The 18187-nt window shown below is 51.6% G+C and carries 6 protein-coding genes and 1 pseudogene; all 7 read right to left on the minus strand.

The window, feature by feature from the left end:
- Positions 1-1512 (minus strand): annotated as a pseudogene (locus B157_RS0127315) (T9SS type A sorting domain-containing protein); the annotation flags it as partial.
- A gap of 76 nt (positions 1513-1588) precedes the next feature.
- Entirely contained in the window at positions 1589-3979 is a 2391-nt protein-coding gene (locus B157_RS0127320) for a T9SS type A sorting domain-containing protein (protein ID WP_020606497.1), read from the minus strand.
- Positions 3980-4141: 162 nt separating this feature from the next.
- Positions 4142-8221, minus strand: a complete 4080-nt coding sequence (locus tag B157_RS0127325; RefSeq protein ID WP_020606498.1) for a hybrid sensor histidine kinase/response regulator transcription factor — start codon at positions 8219-8221, stop codon at positions 4142-4144.
- Between the two features lie 140 nt (positions 8222-8361).
- Positions 8362-9810, minus strand: a complete 1449-nt coding sequence (locus B157_RS0127330; protein WP_020606499.1) for a SusD/RagB family nutrient-binding outer membrane lipoprotein — start codon at positions 9808-9810, stop codon at positions 8362-8364.
- Between the two features lie 69 nt (positions 9811-9879).
- The gene (locus tag B157_RS0127335; protein ID WP_026308996.1) at positions 9880-13080 is read right to left on the minus strand and encodes a SusC/RagA family TonB-linked outer membrane protein; all 3201 of its coding nucleotides are present in this window, start codon (positions 13078-13080) and stop codon (positions 9880-9882) included.
- Positions 13081-13852: 772 nt separating this feature from the next.
- Positions 13853-15664 carry an excinuclease ABC subunit UvrC gene (gene uvrC / locus B157_RS0127340; protein WP_026308997.1) on the minus strand — a complete coding sequence of 604 codons (1812 nt, stop codon included), beginning with the start codon at positions 15662-15664 and terminating at the stop codon, positions 13853-13855.
- A gap of 148 nt (positions 15665-15812) precedes the next feature.
- Positions 15813-18176 carry a penicillin-binding protein 1A gene (locus B157_RS0127345; protein WP_020606502.1) on the minus strand — a complete coding sequence of 788 codons (2364 nt, stop codon included), beginning with the start codon at positions 18174-18176 and terminating at the stop codon, positions 15813-15815.
- Positions 18177-18187: the final 11 nt, after the last annotated feature.

Here is an 18187-nt window from a genome sequence, read left to right on the forward strand (position 1 = left end):
GAAGGTCTGATTGGGGATGGGTGTATAGGTAGGTGGCTGTGTACCGTTACAGTACGCTCTCAAATTCCAGATGTAGGTGACAGTGACCCCGTTCTGGCGGGCCATCAGGGTAAAGGGCTGCACATCAAGGGCGGTGCGGGAGCCTTCATCGACAAACTGGTTTGGGTTGGTGGTCCAGCCGGTAATGCCCGGTGCCATGTACTCGATGGTTGAGCCGTTGCCGCCGGTGGTATTGAAGGTAAAGGCCCCGGTGGTGCAGTTATAGGTGGGGGCCGTCAGGGCCAGCGAGCCGACCGGGGGTTGGGTTATGGCTTCGGGCTGGAGTTTGACCAGTTGGTTGTTGTCGGTGACGAACACCAGGCTGCCATCCCCGGCGGTGGCAATGTCGGTAAGGCTACTCTGACCCGGCCCGGGGAAAATGCGTTTGGCTACCGTTGTCAACGTGCCGACATCGACCAGCAGAATCTGCGGGTCAGGCCGGTCCTGTAGACTGGTGTTGCCCACTGCGTAGTACGTTTTGCCATTACTGCCGGTGTAGGCCGTCAAGTAGGCCGTAGTAAACGGGCCACTGTCAATGGCCTTTGCCCTACCTGACTTACTATTGCCGTTGAAATCTAATTCAAGAATAGCCGTTGGCGTTGCTGATGAGTTAGCCTGAAGGGCTGAGCCTACCAGCGTGTAACCCGATCCATCCGGTGTTAGAATAACATCGGTAATTGACTTCATTCCGGTGATGGCTCCTGGACCATTGCTGTTTGAGACAGTGTTGAGTAGTTTTTGCCAACTCACATTCCCCTGTGCATCGAGTTTTGCAGCCCAGCCTAGTTCAGGCGCGTCGGTATTGCTATTATTGAAATAACCAGCCACCAGATAACCCCCATCTGGTGTGTTGATGAGTACAGTAGCTTTGGTTAGCGTTTTGTCGGATAGGGATGTGTTTTGGACTGGGAAGGAGATGTCCCTGGACCAGCTAGCCTGCGCTCCTCCTTTCGAAACGGTCGTTACCGTAGGGCTAACAATTGGTGGATTGGTACTGTAATCCGTCCTGGCCCCAACATCAAACCATATGTACCCTCCATCCGGCGTAGGGATTCGGTACTGGGCACCTCCTGAACTACTTCCGCGAAAGTTGAACACGCCCATCCCGTCCCCTATCTCATAACCGACGGCCAGAACTTGATTATCCTGGCTTGTGGAGAGCTGGATGAACCCCCTAAAGTAAAAATATGGGTCAAAAGGATAACCAGGGGGGAGCTTTCCCGGAGGTAGCATGCCGACACCCCTTATTGGTCCTACCTGAGATAATTTGTCGCCGTTCAGGGAGTAAGTAACGAGGAATTCGTTATCGCCCGTCGTAATCGTTCCGTCGGTCCTGATGGTCATCGTCCGGCCAACTCTGGCCCACTGTGGGTCCGGCACCGATTGTGCCCAGGTCACTTGGCTGATGAGTAAAAGTGCCCACAGCAGAGCCGTTAAAATCCGTTGTATTGGGTATACATAGTTCTTTTTCATAATTGTAAGGGATAAGGAGTGAAAAGAATTGGTTGAAAGGCTTTACGCAGTCGTGCGCAAAGCCTTTCATTCTTATTCAGGGTTTCACTAATTTGACCTGCTGGCGTTGGGTAGAAGTGCTGACATTGAGCAGAAATACCCCACTACGCTCACCTATCGGCACACTCACCCGTTGGGTGTATTCGGCCTGCTGGATGCTCCGCTGATGAAGTACTTTGCCCTGGAGGTCAACCAGATTCAGCTGCAACGCCTGATGCTCTGCCCCCGTAATCTCCACCTCGGCTGTTTGAGTGGTCACGGGGTTACCCAGTACCCGCACCCGTAGCTGTGTGCCCGGTTCAGGCAGGGCCGCTGTGCGGGCCCGGCCGCAGGCTACTTTCAGGTTCCACACGTAGGTGACGGTGACCCCACTCTGGCGGGCCGTCAGGGTGAAAGGTTGCACATCGTTGGCCGTGCGGGAGCCTTGGTCGACGAACTGGTTTGGGTTGGTGGTCCAACCAGTGATGCCCGGTGCCATGTACTCGATGGGTGAGCCATTACCTCCACTGGTGTTGAAGGTGAAGGCCCCGGTGGAGCAATTGTAGGTAGGGGCAGTCAGGGCAAAATCACCGACCGTTGGGGGGGTGACCGGTGGTGGGGGTGGCGTCCCGTTACAGTACGCTCTTAAATCCCAGATGTAGGTAACGGTCACTCCGTTCTGACGGGCCGTCAGGGTGAAGGGCTGCACATCAAGGGCGGTGCGGGATCCCTGGTCGACGAACTGATTGGGGTTGGTGGTCCAACCAGTGATGCCCGGTGCCATGTACTCGATGGTAGAGCCGTTACCTCCGGAGGTATTGAAGGTGAAGGCGCCGGTGGAGCAATTGTAGGTAGGCGCAGTCAGGGCCAGTGAACCGCCTACTGGCGGGTTGACCGGTGGTGGGGGTGGCGTACCGCTGCAATAGGCTCTCAGATCCCAAATGTAGGTAACGGTGACCCCATTCTGGCGGGCCGTCAGGGTGAAGGGCTGCACGTCAAGAGCGGTGCGGGAGCCTTCATCGACAAACTGGTTTGGGTTGGTGGTCCAGCCGGTGATGCCCGGTGCCATGTACTCGATGGGTGAGCCATTACCCCCACTGGTATTGAAGGTAAAGGCGCCGGTGGAGCAATTGTAGGTGGGGGCAGTCAGGGTCAGTGCGCCGACCGGGGGTTGGGGCGGAGTTGTTGCTTCGGGCTGGAGTTTGACCAGTTGATTGTTGTCGGTCACAAACACCAGACTACCGTCTCCCGCTGTAGCAATGTTAATCAGTGAGCTTGCCCCCGGCCCTGGAAAGATTCGTTTGGAAACCACGTTTATTCCGGCAGGATCGACCAGTAAGATTTGAGGGTCGGATCGACCTTGCAGGGACGTGTTGCCCACAGCGTAAAGTTTTTTTCCACCGCTTCCTGTATACGGGGTGATGTACGCACGACCGGTCTGCTGGATATCGATGGCTTTCACTTTCCCAGGGCGGACATTGCCATTGCCATCAATCTCCACCAGAAAGATAGCATCACCGTTGGGATAAGCGGTGGGATAAGCGGTTCCACGTCCACGTCCAACTAAGGCATAGCCCGTGCCGTCGGTCGATACGATAGCATCGAGGATAGAACTCATGCTATTAATATCATCTGGACCGGGAGGGTTGGTAAGGGGAGGAGGGGAGATAAAGTTTTTCCAGGACACATTGCCGTTTCCATCCAGCTTGGCCGCCCAGGCAACCACCGGTTTATAATTTGAGTCATAAGCCCCAGCTATCAGATACCCACCGTCAGGCGTATCGATGATGAAATTTCCGCTGGTTATTCCATGAATAACGCCCGGAGGGTTTGGATCTGGGTAATTAACATCTGGAAAATCAAGATTTCGAGTCCATATCAAATTCCCTGCATCGTATTTTTGAACGATAAGAGACGAACCACCCGGACGATTTTGGTAGGATAAGGTGACATAGCCAGTCTCGGACACGCCAGCAGGATCAATAATACCCAGGTGATCAGCTTCATGGCTTATATTGCCGTTAACACTAACTCTAACCTGCTCACCACCCACGTTCAGATTCAATGGCCCCGCAGCAATCAAACCGCCACCGGCAGAGGGTGCCGATGCCTTGAATTCCGCAATGGATTGGCGATCGAATCCCGGTATTTGTCCACCGATGTAATCTCCTCCTCTTATAAGCCCCGTTGACCAAAGTTTGTCGCCCGCCAGAGAATACTTTACCAATTGATCTCCAAATTGCCCAAGGCTTCCCGGATATGTTGGAGGAAACGAAAGGCGTTCTGATGTTACAATATTCCCATCGGTCGTGATGATGAGAGTTTTTCCTACCCGCGCCCATTGGGCGTCCGGTATGGATTGTGCCCAGGTAGTTTGGCTGAGGAGCAGGCTCGTCCAGAGCAGAAGTAAGCCAAGCCGTTGTGTAAACTGTAAATAGTTCTTTTTCATACGTGTAGAAAATAAGGAGTGATTAGGCGAAGTCTAGGGTAATCCCGACTGGCGGTAAATGTATAGCACTGATGGCATATCCGTTTGCCCTCAACGTAAATTGTCCCCTAATCGAAAGGAATAGTCCCAAAGTTGATAGGGACTCAGTTGTAAGTATCCTGCTCACTGCGTATTGTCGGCATCGCCGGACGCGAACTCGGTTGGCGTTTTATGATAAAATTCCTTGAAAACAGTGGTGAAGTAGGAGTGATTCTTAAAGCCCGTCAGGACGGCTGTTTGGGAGGAATTATGACCTGCCCGCAATAGATCGGTTGCCCGGCGCAATCGGTACTGCCGTATCAGTTCGTGCGGATTCAACTGCACAAGGCTGTGGGTTTTTCGGTAGAGGGTTTTGCGGCTCATGGCCAGTTCATCGGCCAGCCAGTCGACAGTAAGGGACGGATCTTTGAGGTGTTTTTCCAGTAGATCATAAGTCCGTTGCAAAAACACATCGTCTACCCCGTTGATTGGGCTGGGCGTATCCGGCTCCGTAAACTGCCGTCGGTATTGATCGCGCAGTTTCTGCTGATAGAAAATTATATTTCTCAGGCGCAGTAATAACTCGTCCAGATGAAAAGGTTTAGCTATGTAGTCATCCGCACCTTCCTGTAACCCCTCGATTCGGCTGCTGTGGGCCGCTTTAGCCGATAGAATGACTACGGCTATATGATTCGTATCGGGATGGTTTTTGATATGATGCGTTAATTCATACCCATCCATTTTTGGCATCATTATATCCGAAATAACAATATTCGGGAGTTCGGTTTGCGCCAGTTGCCAGCCTTCCTCGCCATTGGTTGCCTGCATAACGCGGTAGGCAGGTGTTAATGAATCCGCCAGAAAACCGTTCAGTTCGGCATTGTCTTCTACGATGAGGATCAGTGGTATTTCTTCGTTTTCCGTTGGTTGGTGCCCCTCGGTGGCTAAAACAGGTGTCGCAGGCAGGGCAGGGGATTTCCCCACTAACTGTGCCTTCGGGGCTTCGGTATGGATGGCTACTGGATAAATTGGCAGCGTCAGTAGAAAAGTACTACCCGTATCCGGCTGACTGTCAACGCTGATGGTTCCCCCTATCAGGTCGACCAGTTCTTTCACGAGAGACAGGCCAATGCCGGTACCTTCGTAGACACGGGTATGGGAGGTGTCTACCTGGTAAAATCGATCAAAAATATGCGGTAGGTTTTCGGGTGAAATACCAATACCCGAATCGGTAATACGAATGGTTACGGGAAAACATCCGTTCGATGGTAGCGAAAGATCGGTCGTAACGGCCACGGATACCTGCCCACCGCTATCCGTAAATTTCAACGCGTTCGACAGCAGGTTGGTCAGAATTTTTTCCCATTTGTCGGCGTCGAACAACTGCTCATCCTGCCCCAGGCCTTCGGCTGTATAGGTCAGACTGATTAATTTCTGATCAGCCACTGGCCGGAACGACTCCATCAGCTGATGAACGAAAAAGTTCACATCGCCCCGCATCAGCGATACGTCCATACGGTTCGCTTCCAGTTTGGAAAGGTCCAGCAGCTGATTGATCAGCCGGAGAAGCTGATTGGCATTGCGCTGAACCAACGCCAGCGTCTGCCGGGTGGGTGCATCAAACCGATTGGCCTGTAGTAATTTGTCAATCGGCGATATGATCAGCGAAAGGGGCGTCCGGAATTCGTGGGTGATGTTGGAAAAAAAACGGGTTTTAAGTTCATCGACCGTTTTGAGTTGTTCGGCTTTCCGGCGGTTAAGTTCCAGCTCCTGCCGTTGCCGGATACGGTTGGTATAAAATCGGATATATGCCCAGATGGCTCCGCCCATCAGGAGGGCATACAGGCTATAGGCCCACCAGGTAGCCCACCACGGTGGCCGGATAATCAGTTGAACCGAGGCTCCTTTTCTGTTCCAGACTCCGTCACTATTGGCCGCCCTGACCCGGAATGTGTAGTGCCCCGGCGACAAACTGGTGTAGTTAGCCACATACCGATTTCCGTTCTGAACCCAGTTTTTGTCGACGCCAACGAGTTGGTAGGCATACTGGTTTTTCTCTGGATGGGTATAAGACAGCGCTGCAAACTCAAACGATAAAAAGTTCTCATCGTGATTCAGGGTAATAACACTGTTGGTGAGAAGCCGGGGTTTTTCCATCACCTTCAGTTCGGTAATGTAAACCGGAAAGGGCCGGATATCGTCGCGAATACTATCGGGATTGAAATAAACGACGCCGTTCAGACTACCGAAATAAAGCCGGTCTTTCTGCCGAAAAACGGCATTTTGCATAAAATCATTGCTGGGTAAACCGTCTACGGTCTGGTAGTTGCGAACGGCCTTCGTGCGCGGGTCGTACCGGCAAAGACCGTTATCGGTACTGAGCCAAAGATTCCCGGCTTTATCATTCATAATTCCCACCACATTATTGCTGGGCAGTCCATCGCGGGTGGTGATGGCGGAGAACAGCCCCGTTTTTGCCTTGAACCAGTTAAGGCCGCCCTGCTGCGTACCCACCCAGATAATCCCCGCTTTGTCTTCGTAAATGGTCTGAATGGCGTTGTTGTTTAATCCACTTTTTGGCCCGGCAACGTAGTGGGTAATGCGCCCGGTGCGTGGGTTTAACCGGGCAATGCCATTTTTCCGGAAGGGTACCCATACATCGCCTGTCCGGCTGATTAACAAGCTGTGGATATATTGGTCGGGCAAGCCCTGGGGGGATTGGGGGTTATACTTGTAGTAGTGGTATTGATGGGTGCGTGGGTTGAACGACGCAATGCCCGAATTAGGCGCGATGTAGCCCCCTACCCAGATTTCGCCCGTGTGCGAACAACTCATGTATTCAACCGGAACTTCCGAAGGGTAGTTATCAAAATGACCACTTGCCTCATCGAAGTGATACAGGCCCGTCCAGGTTCCCAGCCAGACGCCCGTGTTGCCATCGGGCAGTAATGCCTGCGTAAAGTTTTTGAACTGACTGCCGGAGCCCAGGACTTCGGGCGGTATCAGTTGCAGGTGCTTACCACCTGTTGCTGGCCTGTAAACATTGTAGCCACTGCTCAGCCAGAAACGTTCTTTAGAGTCTGACAGCAGCGCGACAACTTTATTTTCTGATAAGTTGGCGGTTCCCCGGCTGGGCTGCACCTGAAACGTCATAAATGGCTTGTTGTTAACAGCCTGCCGGTCAATGCCGTTATCGGTCCCTACCCAAAGAGTACCGGACCGATCAATGTAAACGGTCTGCGCATTATTGCTGCTGATTCCTTTGGGTGCATCCGGGTCAGGCCGAAAGGTGAACGCCTGATTTCTGACCGGATCGACGCGCTGTAGTCCCCCAGTGGTGGCAACCCATAACATACCCTCCGCATCGCTGCAAATGGAGTTTAGGTAGGTATAGGAGCTGAGTTGTCCGGCCGGATAGTAGGGTTCCAGATGCCAGGGCTGCCGATGCAGATCCAGCCGGAATAAACCGTACCCGGCCGTTGATGTACCCAGCCAGAGAACTCCCTTCGGGTCCAGATAAAAGGCAATAAACGTTGGTTGCGCCTTACCGGGCGCAACCTGTACCGGGATAAGGGTGAACCGGCTGCTGACCCGGTCGAACAGGTACAGGCCTTCGTAGGTAGCTACCCATAACCGGTGTTGAGGGTCTTCAAACACAGTTTTGAGCGTTGCTTCGTGCTCGGGTACCGGAAACAGCGTAAACCGGTGGAGGTTGGGCTCGTACCGGGCCAATCCCCCCAGCGTGCTGACCCATAATATGTGCTGACTGTCTTCATAGATGGAATGCTGGTAATTCCATTTGTCGGCATTGACCGCGTCAATAGGGTGGGGCGTCACCCGGCCCGTTTGCTTATCTACCTCGTGCAGTCCCCCCAGCGTGGCTACCCATAACCGGTTGGCGTGGTCTTCGCACAAATGATAGATCTGGTTGTTCTGAAAACTATGCGCCGGGTCGTTCAGGTTAGGCTTAAACGTGGTGAAGGTATGCCCATTGTACTTGTTCAGGCCATCGTTGGTGCCAAACCACATGTAGCCCTCCCGGTCCTGTAAAATACAAATGACGGAATTGTTTGACAGACCATTTTCAACTGACAGATGGTTGAATTTATTCGCGACAGATTGTTCATTTGACTGGTTTGAATATACCCTGTCAGGCTGAGCGGGTTGCGTTGATCCCAGCAGTGGAGAGAAGAGTAGAAGTAAGAGCAGGTGGGGGCGTACCATAATTGGTAATGACCAATTTGTGGCTGAAATTAGAAAAAATTGACTTATTTTCTGATAAATAGTTTATCATACGGTAAGAAACAAAAAAGCGGGCCGATTGTGTCGGCCCGCTTTTTTGGGTAGTTATTTAACGGTTACGGTTATTTCTTATCCCACCACACGCGGGTGTACTGATCGTCGGCTCCCTGCTGCGCCACTACGGTTGCGTAGTTTTTGGCGTTCAGCGTCGTTTCCGTTACCGGATAGGCCAACCGGCGGGGGATTGCCGTACCGCCGTTCAGCGTGGTTGGGGCAGGCTTCAGCACGGGATAGCCCGTCCGGCGCCAGCTATCCCAGCTCTCCTGACCCTGCAGGAACAGGGAGATCCAGCGTTGGGTGGCAATGCGCTCAATGGCGGTGGCATCCGTATAGGCCACATTCGGCTGCGCAATGTAAGCCGTATAGGCAGCATCGGTGTAGCCAGTTCCCATCCATTGTTGCAGGGATGCTTTCACGGCCGCTTCGTACAGGGTTTGAGCATTGCCCGCGGTCCAGCCTAATTTGGCCGCTTCGGCTTGAGCAAACAGCACCTGTGCATAGGTCATTACGTTGGCTGGTGAGGTTGGCTGACTCACCATGGCACCCGCCAGGGAGAAATCCTGGGCTTTACCAGCGGCTGGGAAAACTCCATAAGGTACCCCAACGTAGTTGCCTTTCTGGTTAGGAGCCGCCTGATAGGGCAGGCGTGGGTCGCTAACACTCTTCAGGTAGTTTACGTACGTATCACTCACGGCAAAATCCTTCCGGTTGCTGAAGGTGTAGTTGTCATACAGGCCGTTCCAGTTATTTTGATCGCTCAGAAACTGGTACTGTACGTTGTCGGCATTGGCCGTAAGAACACCATCAGCCAGGGCCGCGTTGAATTCCGCTTTTCCTTTAACAGGATCCGCTTTGGAGATACGCAGCGCGGCAATCAGGCGTAGCGAGTTGGCAAACTTTTTCCAGCGGGCGGCATTACCATTCAGCAGAATATCCCCAACGACAGCTTTCCCTCCGTCAAACTGTGCGGCTGCTTCTTTCCACTCTTTAAACAGATCCGTATAAATGTCCTGCTGCTTATCGAAAGCGGGTGAGAAATTATCACTCCCCTTCAACGCCTGTGAATAAGGTACATCGCCCCAGCGGTCGGTAATGAACTGGAAAAAATAGCCTTTCAGAATCCGGGCAATGGCAATCTGGTTAGCATTGGATCCGTTGGCGGCTGCGGCAACTTTGGTGGCATCATTCGAGTTCAGGTTGATGACCTGCTGGAGATTGACTAGTGGCCCCGTATAAAGCCCATTGTAATTGAAATTGATGGTCTTATAGCGCGATTCCTCAATGTATGTTACATCGCCGAGCTGCTGCACGTACAGGGCCGGAACGCCGTTGTACGACCCCGGACCAACCTGGTTATTAATGGTACCTACCGTACGGATGGCACCCGTAAACAAACTGGCAGTATTTGGGGCTGATGGACTGTTAGGGTTGACGTTGATGTCCCCAAATTTATTACAGGCGGTCGTCATCGACAGCAGGCCCGCAAAAAACAGATACGTATATCCTTTCATTTTTTTAAGTCGTTATGTGGTTGAAAACCCACCCTCTGTCCCGCCCTACGGGGGAGAGGGTGGGTGATTTTAAAAGCCTAACCGTACGTTAACCCCGAACGAGCGAACCGGTGGTAGCTGGCCACCTTCCTGCCAAATGGTTTCTGACTCAGAGATGTCGATGCCACCACCCACGGCACTGTAAATTAGCAGTGGGTTACGGGCAATAAACGAGACATTGACCGATTTTGCCCAGTTGCCCAGCATACTTTTCGGCAGGTTATAGCCGAACGATACTTCGCGCAGCTTCACGTAGGTCTTATCATAAATCCAGCGCTCGTTGAGTGCAAACAGCCAGTTTTCGTACAGGTTCTGTGCATCGACCCGAATCGTGTTCGGCTTGCCGTCTTCGGTTACGCCATCCAGCAACACGCCACCACCATTGGCGGGGTCACTGCGCTTCTCCTTGCCCAGCTCGTTCAAACCAGCCGTTTCGGCTGCCAGACCGGAGTAGGCATTGAACATTTTGGTTGTCGAGAAGAATTTGCCACCCACTACAAAGTCCGTATTGATGCGCAGCGTTACGTTTTTGTACGTGAATGTGTTCAACCAGCCGCCTTTAAACTTCGGCAGTACCGAACCTAGTTTCACATTATTTTCTTTAATCCATAAACCGGCGTTGTTGCCTGAGCTATATACCAGGTTATTCCCGTTGGCATCCTTCTTGATTCCCTGACCAACCAGCAGACCCCAGTCTTCGCCCGTGCGGGCGTTGAGGGTAAGCGTACGCCAGGTTGGGCCATCAATCTGATAGTTATCCAGCCCATCAACCAAGTTCACCACCTTCGTGCGGTTCCGGTCGGCGTTGATGTCGAACTCCCAGGTGAAGCCGTTCGGGTTACGGATCGGATTGGCGTAAATGTGCAGTTCCAGACCAGAAGTCTGAATCAGACCCGCGTTGACAATGGCATTCGAGTATCCGCTCGTTGGTGCCACCGGCAGCGGAATAATCTGATTTTTGTTGTCATTCTGGTAGGCTGTAAACTCCAGGCCAATGCGGTTGTGTGCAAACTTCAGGTCGATACCGCCTTCGTAGGAAGACGACAGGCCGGGCAGCAGGTTAGCGTTTGGTAACTGCCCCGGCAGGAAGGACGTAGCCGAACCACCGTATGGCGTGCCAATGCTGTAGGCCAGCGATGTGCGATAGGGGTCAACGTCTGTACCTACCTGCGCGTAACCAGCCCGGATTTTACCGTAAGACAGCCAATTAGTTTTAGGTACTAAATCGGTGAAAACCAAACCGGCAGAAACAGACGGGTACAGATACGAGTTGTTACCGGCTGGCAGTGTCGATGACCAGTCATTCCGGATAGAAGCCTCCACAAAAACGAAATCGCGGAACCCTAAACTTACATTACCAAATACGCTGTTTACCCGACGCTCATACGTGTAGTTATTTGATAGCGGCCGGTCGATAGAGGCCGCAATGTTGTAGTAACCCGGTGCGTTCAAACCACCCACGGTTGCCTGAAACAACGCTTCGGTGCGGTTATACCGAACGTTACCTCCAACGAGTGCCACCACCGATAGGTCCTTGAAATTCTGGTTATAGTTGACCAGTGCTTCGTAGTTGTTTTCAACCGAGTTGGCTCCCAGCGTTGAGAAGGCTCCCTTGCCACCAGCGTTTAGTGTGCCGGTAGCAATACGGGCCTGCTGGTAGAAGTTGTTCTGGTCCCGACGAACCGTAGCCGATGCCTTCAACGAAGGCATCAACTGGTAGGTCAGGCCAAAATCGCCGAACAGCCGGTTACTGCGGTTTTCATTCGTATTCTCGTAAGCCTGCGTGTAAGGGCTGTCCCAGTACTTGGGGCGGGGGTCTGTTGGGCCACCAATGTTCCAGCTACGGAATGTGCCATCCGCATTTTTATAGTTCTGCAAATCTTCAATGGGTAACTGCCGCTGAAACCACTGATTAAACGAACCAATCGTCTGGTTATAGCCATTCAGGGTCGTGTTATTAATACTAAGCGGACTGTTTTGTGGCGTAGTGCCCCCGGACGAACCGTAGCGGTCGGCAGGCTGGTTTTTGGTGCCTACCGTCGTGTAATTGATGTTCAGATTGGCCGTCAGCTTCTCGGCAAACTTGATGGAGTTCTTCGCGCTGATATAATCCCGCGTCTGTGACGAATTTGGGATGATACCATTGTTGATGATATGCGTGTAGGAAATCCGGCTTTGAAATGCTTCAGTACCTTTCGAGAACGCAATGTTGGTATTATTACTGATGGGCTTCTCGAAGAAGTTACGCACGTTGTTCGGGTTCGGCGAGAAGGGAGTTAACTGACCAAACTGCGGGCCGGGCAACCATGAAGCTGCCGAGCGGTGCAGGGTTCCATCCAGTTTAGGCCCCCAGCTTTCATCCGCTGAGTAGTCAATCAGATTCTGTCCCTCAAAGGCTTTCCAGGAGGCTGGGTGCAGGGTAGGGTCAAATGCGAACTTATCGAACTCCTGCGAATAGCCACCACCATACTCGTTCTGGTACTTAGGCAGCAGGGCCACCATATCCAGCGTAGTACTGTGGTTGACGTCCAACCGAGTTTCACCAGATTTGGCGCGTTTGGTCGTAATGACGATAACGCCCGCCGAAGCACGGTTACCGTACAGGGCCGTAGCCGAAGGACCTTTTAGCACCGTCAGGTTTTCTACATCATCCATGTTTACCTGGCTGATGTCGGTTACCGTACCATCTACTACGTAAAGTGGGTCACCACCCGTCAGGGAATTTACACCCCGGATACGGATGTTGGGGTTACCGAACTTGGCTCCCGACTGGCCCAGTACCTGTACCCCGGCTACTTTACCGGCCAATGCATTACCTACGTTCTGTTCACGGGCGAAATTCAGTTTGTCGGCCTTTACTTCCTGCACAGCATAGTTTAGTGCCTTCTTTTCGCGGGCAATACCCAGAGCCGTAACCACCACTTCCTGAAGTTGCGAGGCATCCGGTGCCAGTGTAACGGTAATGTTTGTGCGATTGCCGAGAGCAACCTCCTGTGTCGTGAAGCCAATGAAGCTAAATGCCAGCGTAGAGCCGGAGGGAGCATTGAGCTGGAACGTACCGGCAGCATCGGTGGTCGTACCACGCGATGTTCCTTTAATCTGAACGTTTACACCGGGAAGCGTTGATCCGTCTTCACCCGATGTAACCTTGCCACTTACGGCGATATCCTGAGCCATTAGTGGGATAGCGAATAAACACAGCAGGCACTGTGCTAGTAAAAACTTACGCATAAGACATAGTTTAAGTTATGAAAAGATATAAATCGAGTAATGTGCAATGCCAAATATATTAAAATAAGGTTAAATGGGAATGCGTTGGGATAAAAAAAAGAAATAATGGCGCACAAATTTCGCTTGCCTGCTTTAAGGCTATACTATGAATTGTTAAGAATAGAGGAAGGAGAATATTCTTCTGATAAACTTATAAAAGACAGATTAAATACCCTCTGTAACAACTGTTTAGCGAAAATGTTTTCAACTTGTCTTTTTTGATTTTGCACTTAATTTATTTCTTCATATCGACGTATAAGTGTCTTACTGTCAAATGTTTCAATTGTACTAATTCAATTTATTGCGGCAGTGGGAGTTGACGTGAAAACAGAACCAGTCAGTATTCAGTACACGGATTTTTTATGAGTAATAATGACAAATACGTATACTGGTAATAGTAAAAAATAACGAAAAAAGTATCCCTAAACCGGTAAAAAATGGCTAACTATCCACTAATGGATTCAATCGGTAAACGTACTTTTTAAAAAGTGCGTTTTGAGTATTTACAACAATTAAAAATGAGTATATTTCCTGAATAGAACGTGCATTCCTGTTTGGAAAATAGCCCGTTTGGCCGGACGGTCGATACGCCGTAACAGCGTGTGTCAGCGGGCAGGAATAATTGCAGGAAATTTAGTGTACTGCCGGTACAGCAGGCTTGCGCTACAGCACCGACGTGCCCGGCGAGGTCTTGCCGTTTACCCGCTACGGACTACGTATTAAGGTCTTTAGCCTATCCGTTTTGAATGGTGTCGAAGTAACTCTTCAACTTGGTTGCCCGGTCATTACCGACTACTTCGGCTACTTCATCGAAGGTGGCTTCGCGGATTTTTTTTACCCCTTTGAAGTGCTTCAGCAGTTTAGCCGCCGTTTTTTTACCCACTCCCTCCACGTTTTCCAACTCGCTGATCAGACTGTTTCGACTGCGTTTGTCGCGGTGGTAGGTAATGGCAAAGCGGTGCGCTTCATCGCGGATGCGCTGAATGAGTTTGAGCGACTCCGACTTCTTGTCGATGTACAGCGGGAGGTTGTCTTCGGGAAAGTAAATCTCCTCCAGCCGCTTGGCAATGCCAATAATAGGAACTTTTCCATACAGGCCCATGTCTTTGAGGGCGTCGCAGGAGGCACTGAGCTGCCCCTTGCCCCCGTCAATCACAATCAGGTCGGGCATGTCAAGGCCTTCGGTGAGCACGCGGCTATATCGGCGCGTAACGACCTCATACATGCTGGCAAAGTCATTGGGGCCAATAACGGTTTTGATACTAAAGTGCCGGTATTCTTTGTTGGCCGGTTTGCCGCCAATAAAACACACCATAGCCGCCACGGGGTTGGTACCCTGAATGTTGGAGTTGTCGAAACACTCGATGCGGTTCGGAATGGTTTTAAGCTGCAGATCCTGCTTGAGCCGGATGAGTACGCGGTCTTTCTTACTGGCGTTGGCTGTGGCTTCGGCGGCTGCCCGTTCCTGCCGTTCGCGCCGGAAGTACAGCACGTTTTTCAGCGACATATCCAGCAGTTTTCGTTTGTCGCCAATCTGCGGAACGGTCACTTCGGCTTTCAGGTCAACATCGAGCGGAATGTTGGTAATCAACTCTTTGGCCTGACTGCCATACTGCTCCCGAAACTCGATAATCAGCATCGCCAGAATATCCGGGTCAGGTTCGTCCAGTTTCTTTTTCACCTCCACCGTGTGGGTCTGCACGATGGTGCCATTCACCACTTTCATGAAATTGACATAAGCGGCAGTTTCGTCGGAGGCAATAGAGAACACATCCGCATCGGCAATCTTCGGATTTACGACGGTCGATTTACTCTGGAAACGCTGCAACACGTCTATTTTCTCTTTGTATTTCTGCGCCTGCTCAAAGGCCAGATCACCAGCTGCTTCGACCATACGATTTTTGAAATACTCCTGCGCCGGTTTCAGATTACCTTTCAGAATGTTGTGAATCTGCTCCACATCGCTGTCGTAATCCGCTTCAGTCTGTTTGCCTTCGCAGGGGCCTTTGCAATTGCCGATGTGGTATTCCAGACAGACTTTATACTTACCTGCTTCGATGTTTTCGGGCGCGAGGTTATAGTTGCAGGTGCGAATCGTGTACAGCTGACTGAACATATCCAGCACGGTATACATGGGTTTCAGGTTGGCAAAAGGCCCGTAAAAAGTACCCTGCTTCCGGTCGATACGCCGGGTAGTCAGTACGCGGGGGAAGTGCTCATTTGTGACACAGACGAAGGGGTACGTTTTATCATCGCGCAGCAGAATATTAAACTTGGGCTGGTACCGTTTGATAAGTTGGTTTTCGAGCAGCAACGCGTCAAATTCAGTATGGACAATCGTAAACTCGATTTTCCGAATCTGACTGACCAGCCGTAACGTTTTCCGGTCGTGTCCTTTGGAATTGGTGAAATAACTGCTGACGCGGTTTTTCAGGTCTTTGGCCTTGCCGACGTAAATGACTTCTCCCGTTGTATCGAAATACCGGTAAACACCCGGCTCGTGGGGGACTTTGGCTAATTCTTGTTTATAGTCGAATTCGGGCATATAACGGGCCAGCAAACAGGCTGGAATAAACGGGAAGTAAACGGACAATTGGCCTGCTAGAGCCGCCTTACAAAACAACGAATACGGGCTAAAGGTTGCCGGTTAGTTTGATATGAAAAGAGCCAGCGATAGGCTGGCTCTTTTCATACTATTGCAAAATCTCATCATCTTCCCCTGGTACCACTTTGGGCGGAATATACCGTTGGGATGAGTCGATGTAGTACCCACCACAGTCGATCTGGAAGTTGTTTGGTTTGCGGAAGGGCTCCGGGCGGTATCGTGTCAGAGAAGGATCCTTATATATTTTTTGCATGTATATGGCCCAGGCGGGCATCGCCATCCGGCCACCCTGCCCCAGTTCAATGGTTCGGAAGTGAATGGCCCGGCTATCGCCCCCTACCCAAAGGCCCGATACCAGGTGCTGGGTCAGACCCATAAACCAGGCATCGGAGTAGTTGGATGTCGTACCGGTCTTGGCCGCAATTTCGTTGCCCCCTTCCGACAGTTTGTACTGCGTCCGTAAGCGCTGAGCGGTGCCATTTGGTTCTTCGACGGCTCCCCGCATCAAATGCAGCATTTCGTAGGCCCGGTTGGCACTGATAACCTGTTTGGCATCGGGTGAGAATGTTTTGAGCACATTGCCATTTTTGTCAGTAATCTGAATAAGCATCATCGGCCGAACGCGCATTCCCCCATTGGCGAAGGCACAGTAAGCACTAACCATTTCATAAACAGCCACATCACCCGTGCCGAGGCAAAGCGTTGGATTTTCGGGCAGGTCATTGCTCTGGATGCCCATCTCGTGGGCATATTTTATGACCTCTGCCGCCCTTGTTTTCTTGATTAACTGGGCACTAACGGTGTTTATTGACCGGCCTAATGCCTCCCGGAGCGACAGGCTCTCGTAACTGTACTTTCCATTTGAATTTTTCGGCGTCCAGGCAGGGCCGCCGTTGTTATCCTCGCCATGAGCGAAGGTCGTGGGTTGATCGGTGATATGGCTGCAGGGCGTCACAAAGCCCTGATCCATAGCGGTCAGATAGATAAACGGCTTGAACGTCGACCCCGGTTGCCGACGACTTTGCCGGACGTGGTCGAACTTCATATGCCGGAAATTGATGCCCCCCACCCAGGCTTTTACGTGCCCGTCCCGAGGGTCCATCGACATAAAACCCGTGTTGAGTAGTCGCTTGTAGTAGCGAATCGAATCCAGTGAACTCATGGTCGTGTCTTTCTCGTATCGCTTGCCGCCATACACGAACACTTTCATCTTGGATGGCTTATTCATCTCCGCCCAGATCGCCTTTTCATCGTTACCATACGTAGTTTTCAGTTGCCGATAGCGCATTGTCCGGCGGGCTTCCCGCTGGATGAATCCCGGAATTTCTTCGTATATCGTTCGTTTACCCACTTTTTTGGGTTGTACCCAGGGATTCCGGCCGCGCCAGTGCTCATAAAATTTCGTCTGCTGGTCGCGCATGTTGGCCATCACAGCCTCTTCGGCATAGGCCTGCATCCGGGAGTCGATGGTAGTATAGATTTTTAGCCCACTGGTGTACAGGTCCAGTTCGGCCTCGGGGTTTTCTTCATTGTACTGCTTTATCCACCGCTTGATATCTTCCTTGACAACCGATCGGAAGTAAGCAGCCATACCCGTGTTTTGATTTTCAATACTGAAGTCCAGTTTCACGGGCTTGTTCTTGTAGGTAAAGAACTGCTCCTGCGTCAGGAATTTGTACTTTTTCATCTGACTCAGCACCACATTCCGGCGTTCGCGGGTGCGGTCTTCATACAAACGCGGGTTATAAAGTGTCGGGTTTTTGAGCATACCGACCAGCAGGGCGGCTTCTTCCACATTCAGCGCCCAGGGTTCTTTGCTGAAGTAGGTTTTGGCCGCCGTTTTGATACCATAGGTGTTGTTGCCGAACGAGACCGTGTTGAGGTACATCATCATCACCTCCTGCTTGGTATAATTTCGCTCCAGCCGCACGGCCAGAATCCATTCCTTTGTTTTGGCAATCACCAGCCCAACAATAGGAATATCGCCCAGCGGGCCGCGCAGTTCCTCCCGGCGGGTATCGAACAGGTTTTTGGCCGTTTGCTGCGTCAGGGTACTGCCGCCCCCCGAACTCGACGCGTCGCGAAAGGTGAGCAGGCCACTCACGGCCCGGAAGAGCGAACGGGGGTCGATACCGGCGTGTTTAACAAATCGGGCATCCTCCGTTGCTAGCAGGGCGGAGGTGACATTGGGCGACACCTGCGAAATTTCAATGGGTGTACGGTTTTCGGAATAATACTTTCCCAGGAGCTGGTTATCGGCCGTGTACACTTCAGAGGCTTCCTCGCTCTTTGGGTTTTCCAGGGCTTTCAAACTTGGCATGCCACCGAAGAGCCACAGGAAATTGTAGCTGACGGCCAATACGTAGAGCACCAGCATTAGGATACCCAGTAGCGAAAAGCGCCAGAGATTTTTTATGATAGTCCGGAATTTTCCGGGGGCAAAGTCAATCATTTCTTTTTTAG

Source organism: Spirosoma spitsbergense DSM 19989, assembly GCF_000374085.1.
Classification (GTDB): Bacteria; Bacteroidota; Bacteroidia; order Cytophagales; family Spirosomataceae; genus Spirosoma; species Spirosoma spitsbergense.

Coding starts and splice junctions, on each gene's coding strand:
- B157_RS0127320 (WP_020606497.1), bottom strand. CDS start 3,979: ATGAAAAAGAACTATTTACAGTTTACACAACGGCTTGGCTTACTTCTG.
- B157_RS0127325 (WP_020606498.1), bottom strand. CDS start 8,221: ATGGTACGCCCCCACCTGCTCTTACTTCTACTCTTCTCTCCACTGCTG.
- B157_RS0127330 (WP_020606499.1), bottom strand. CDS start 9,810: ATGAAAGGATATACGTATCTGTTTTTTGCGGGCCTGCTGTCGATGACG.
- B157_RS0127335 (WP_026308996.1), bottom strand. CDS start 13,080: ATGCGTAAGTTTTTACTAGCACAGTGCCTGCTGTGTTTATTCGCTATC.
- uvrC (WP_026308997.1), bottom strand. CDS start 15,664: ATGCCCGAATTCGACTATAAACAAGAATTAGCCAAAGTCCCCCACGAG.
- B157_RS0127345 (WP_020606502.1), bottom strand. CDS start 18,176: ATGATTGACTTTGCCCCCGGAAAATTCCGGACTATCATAAAAAATCTC.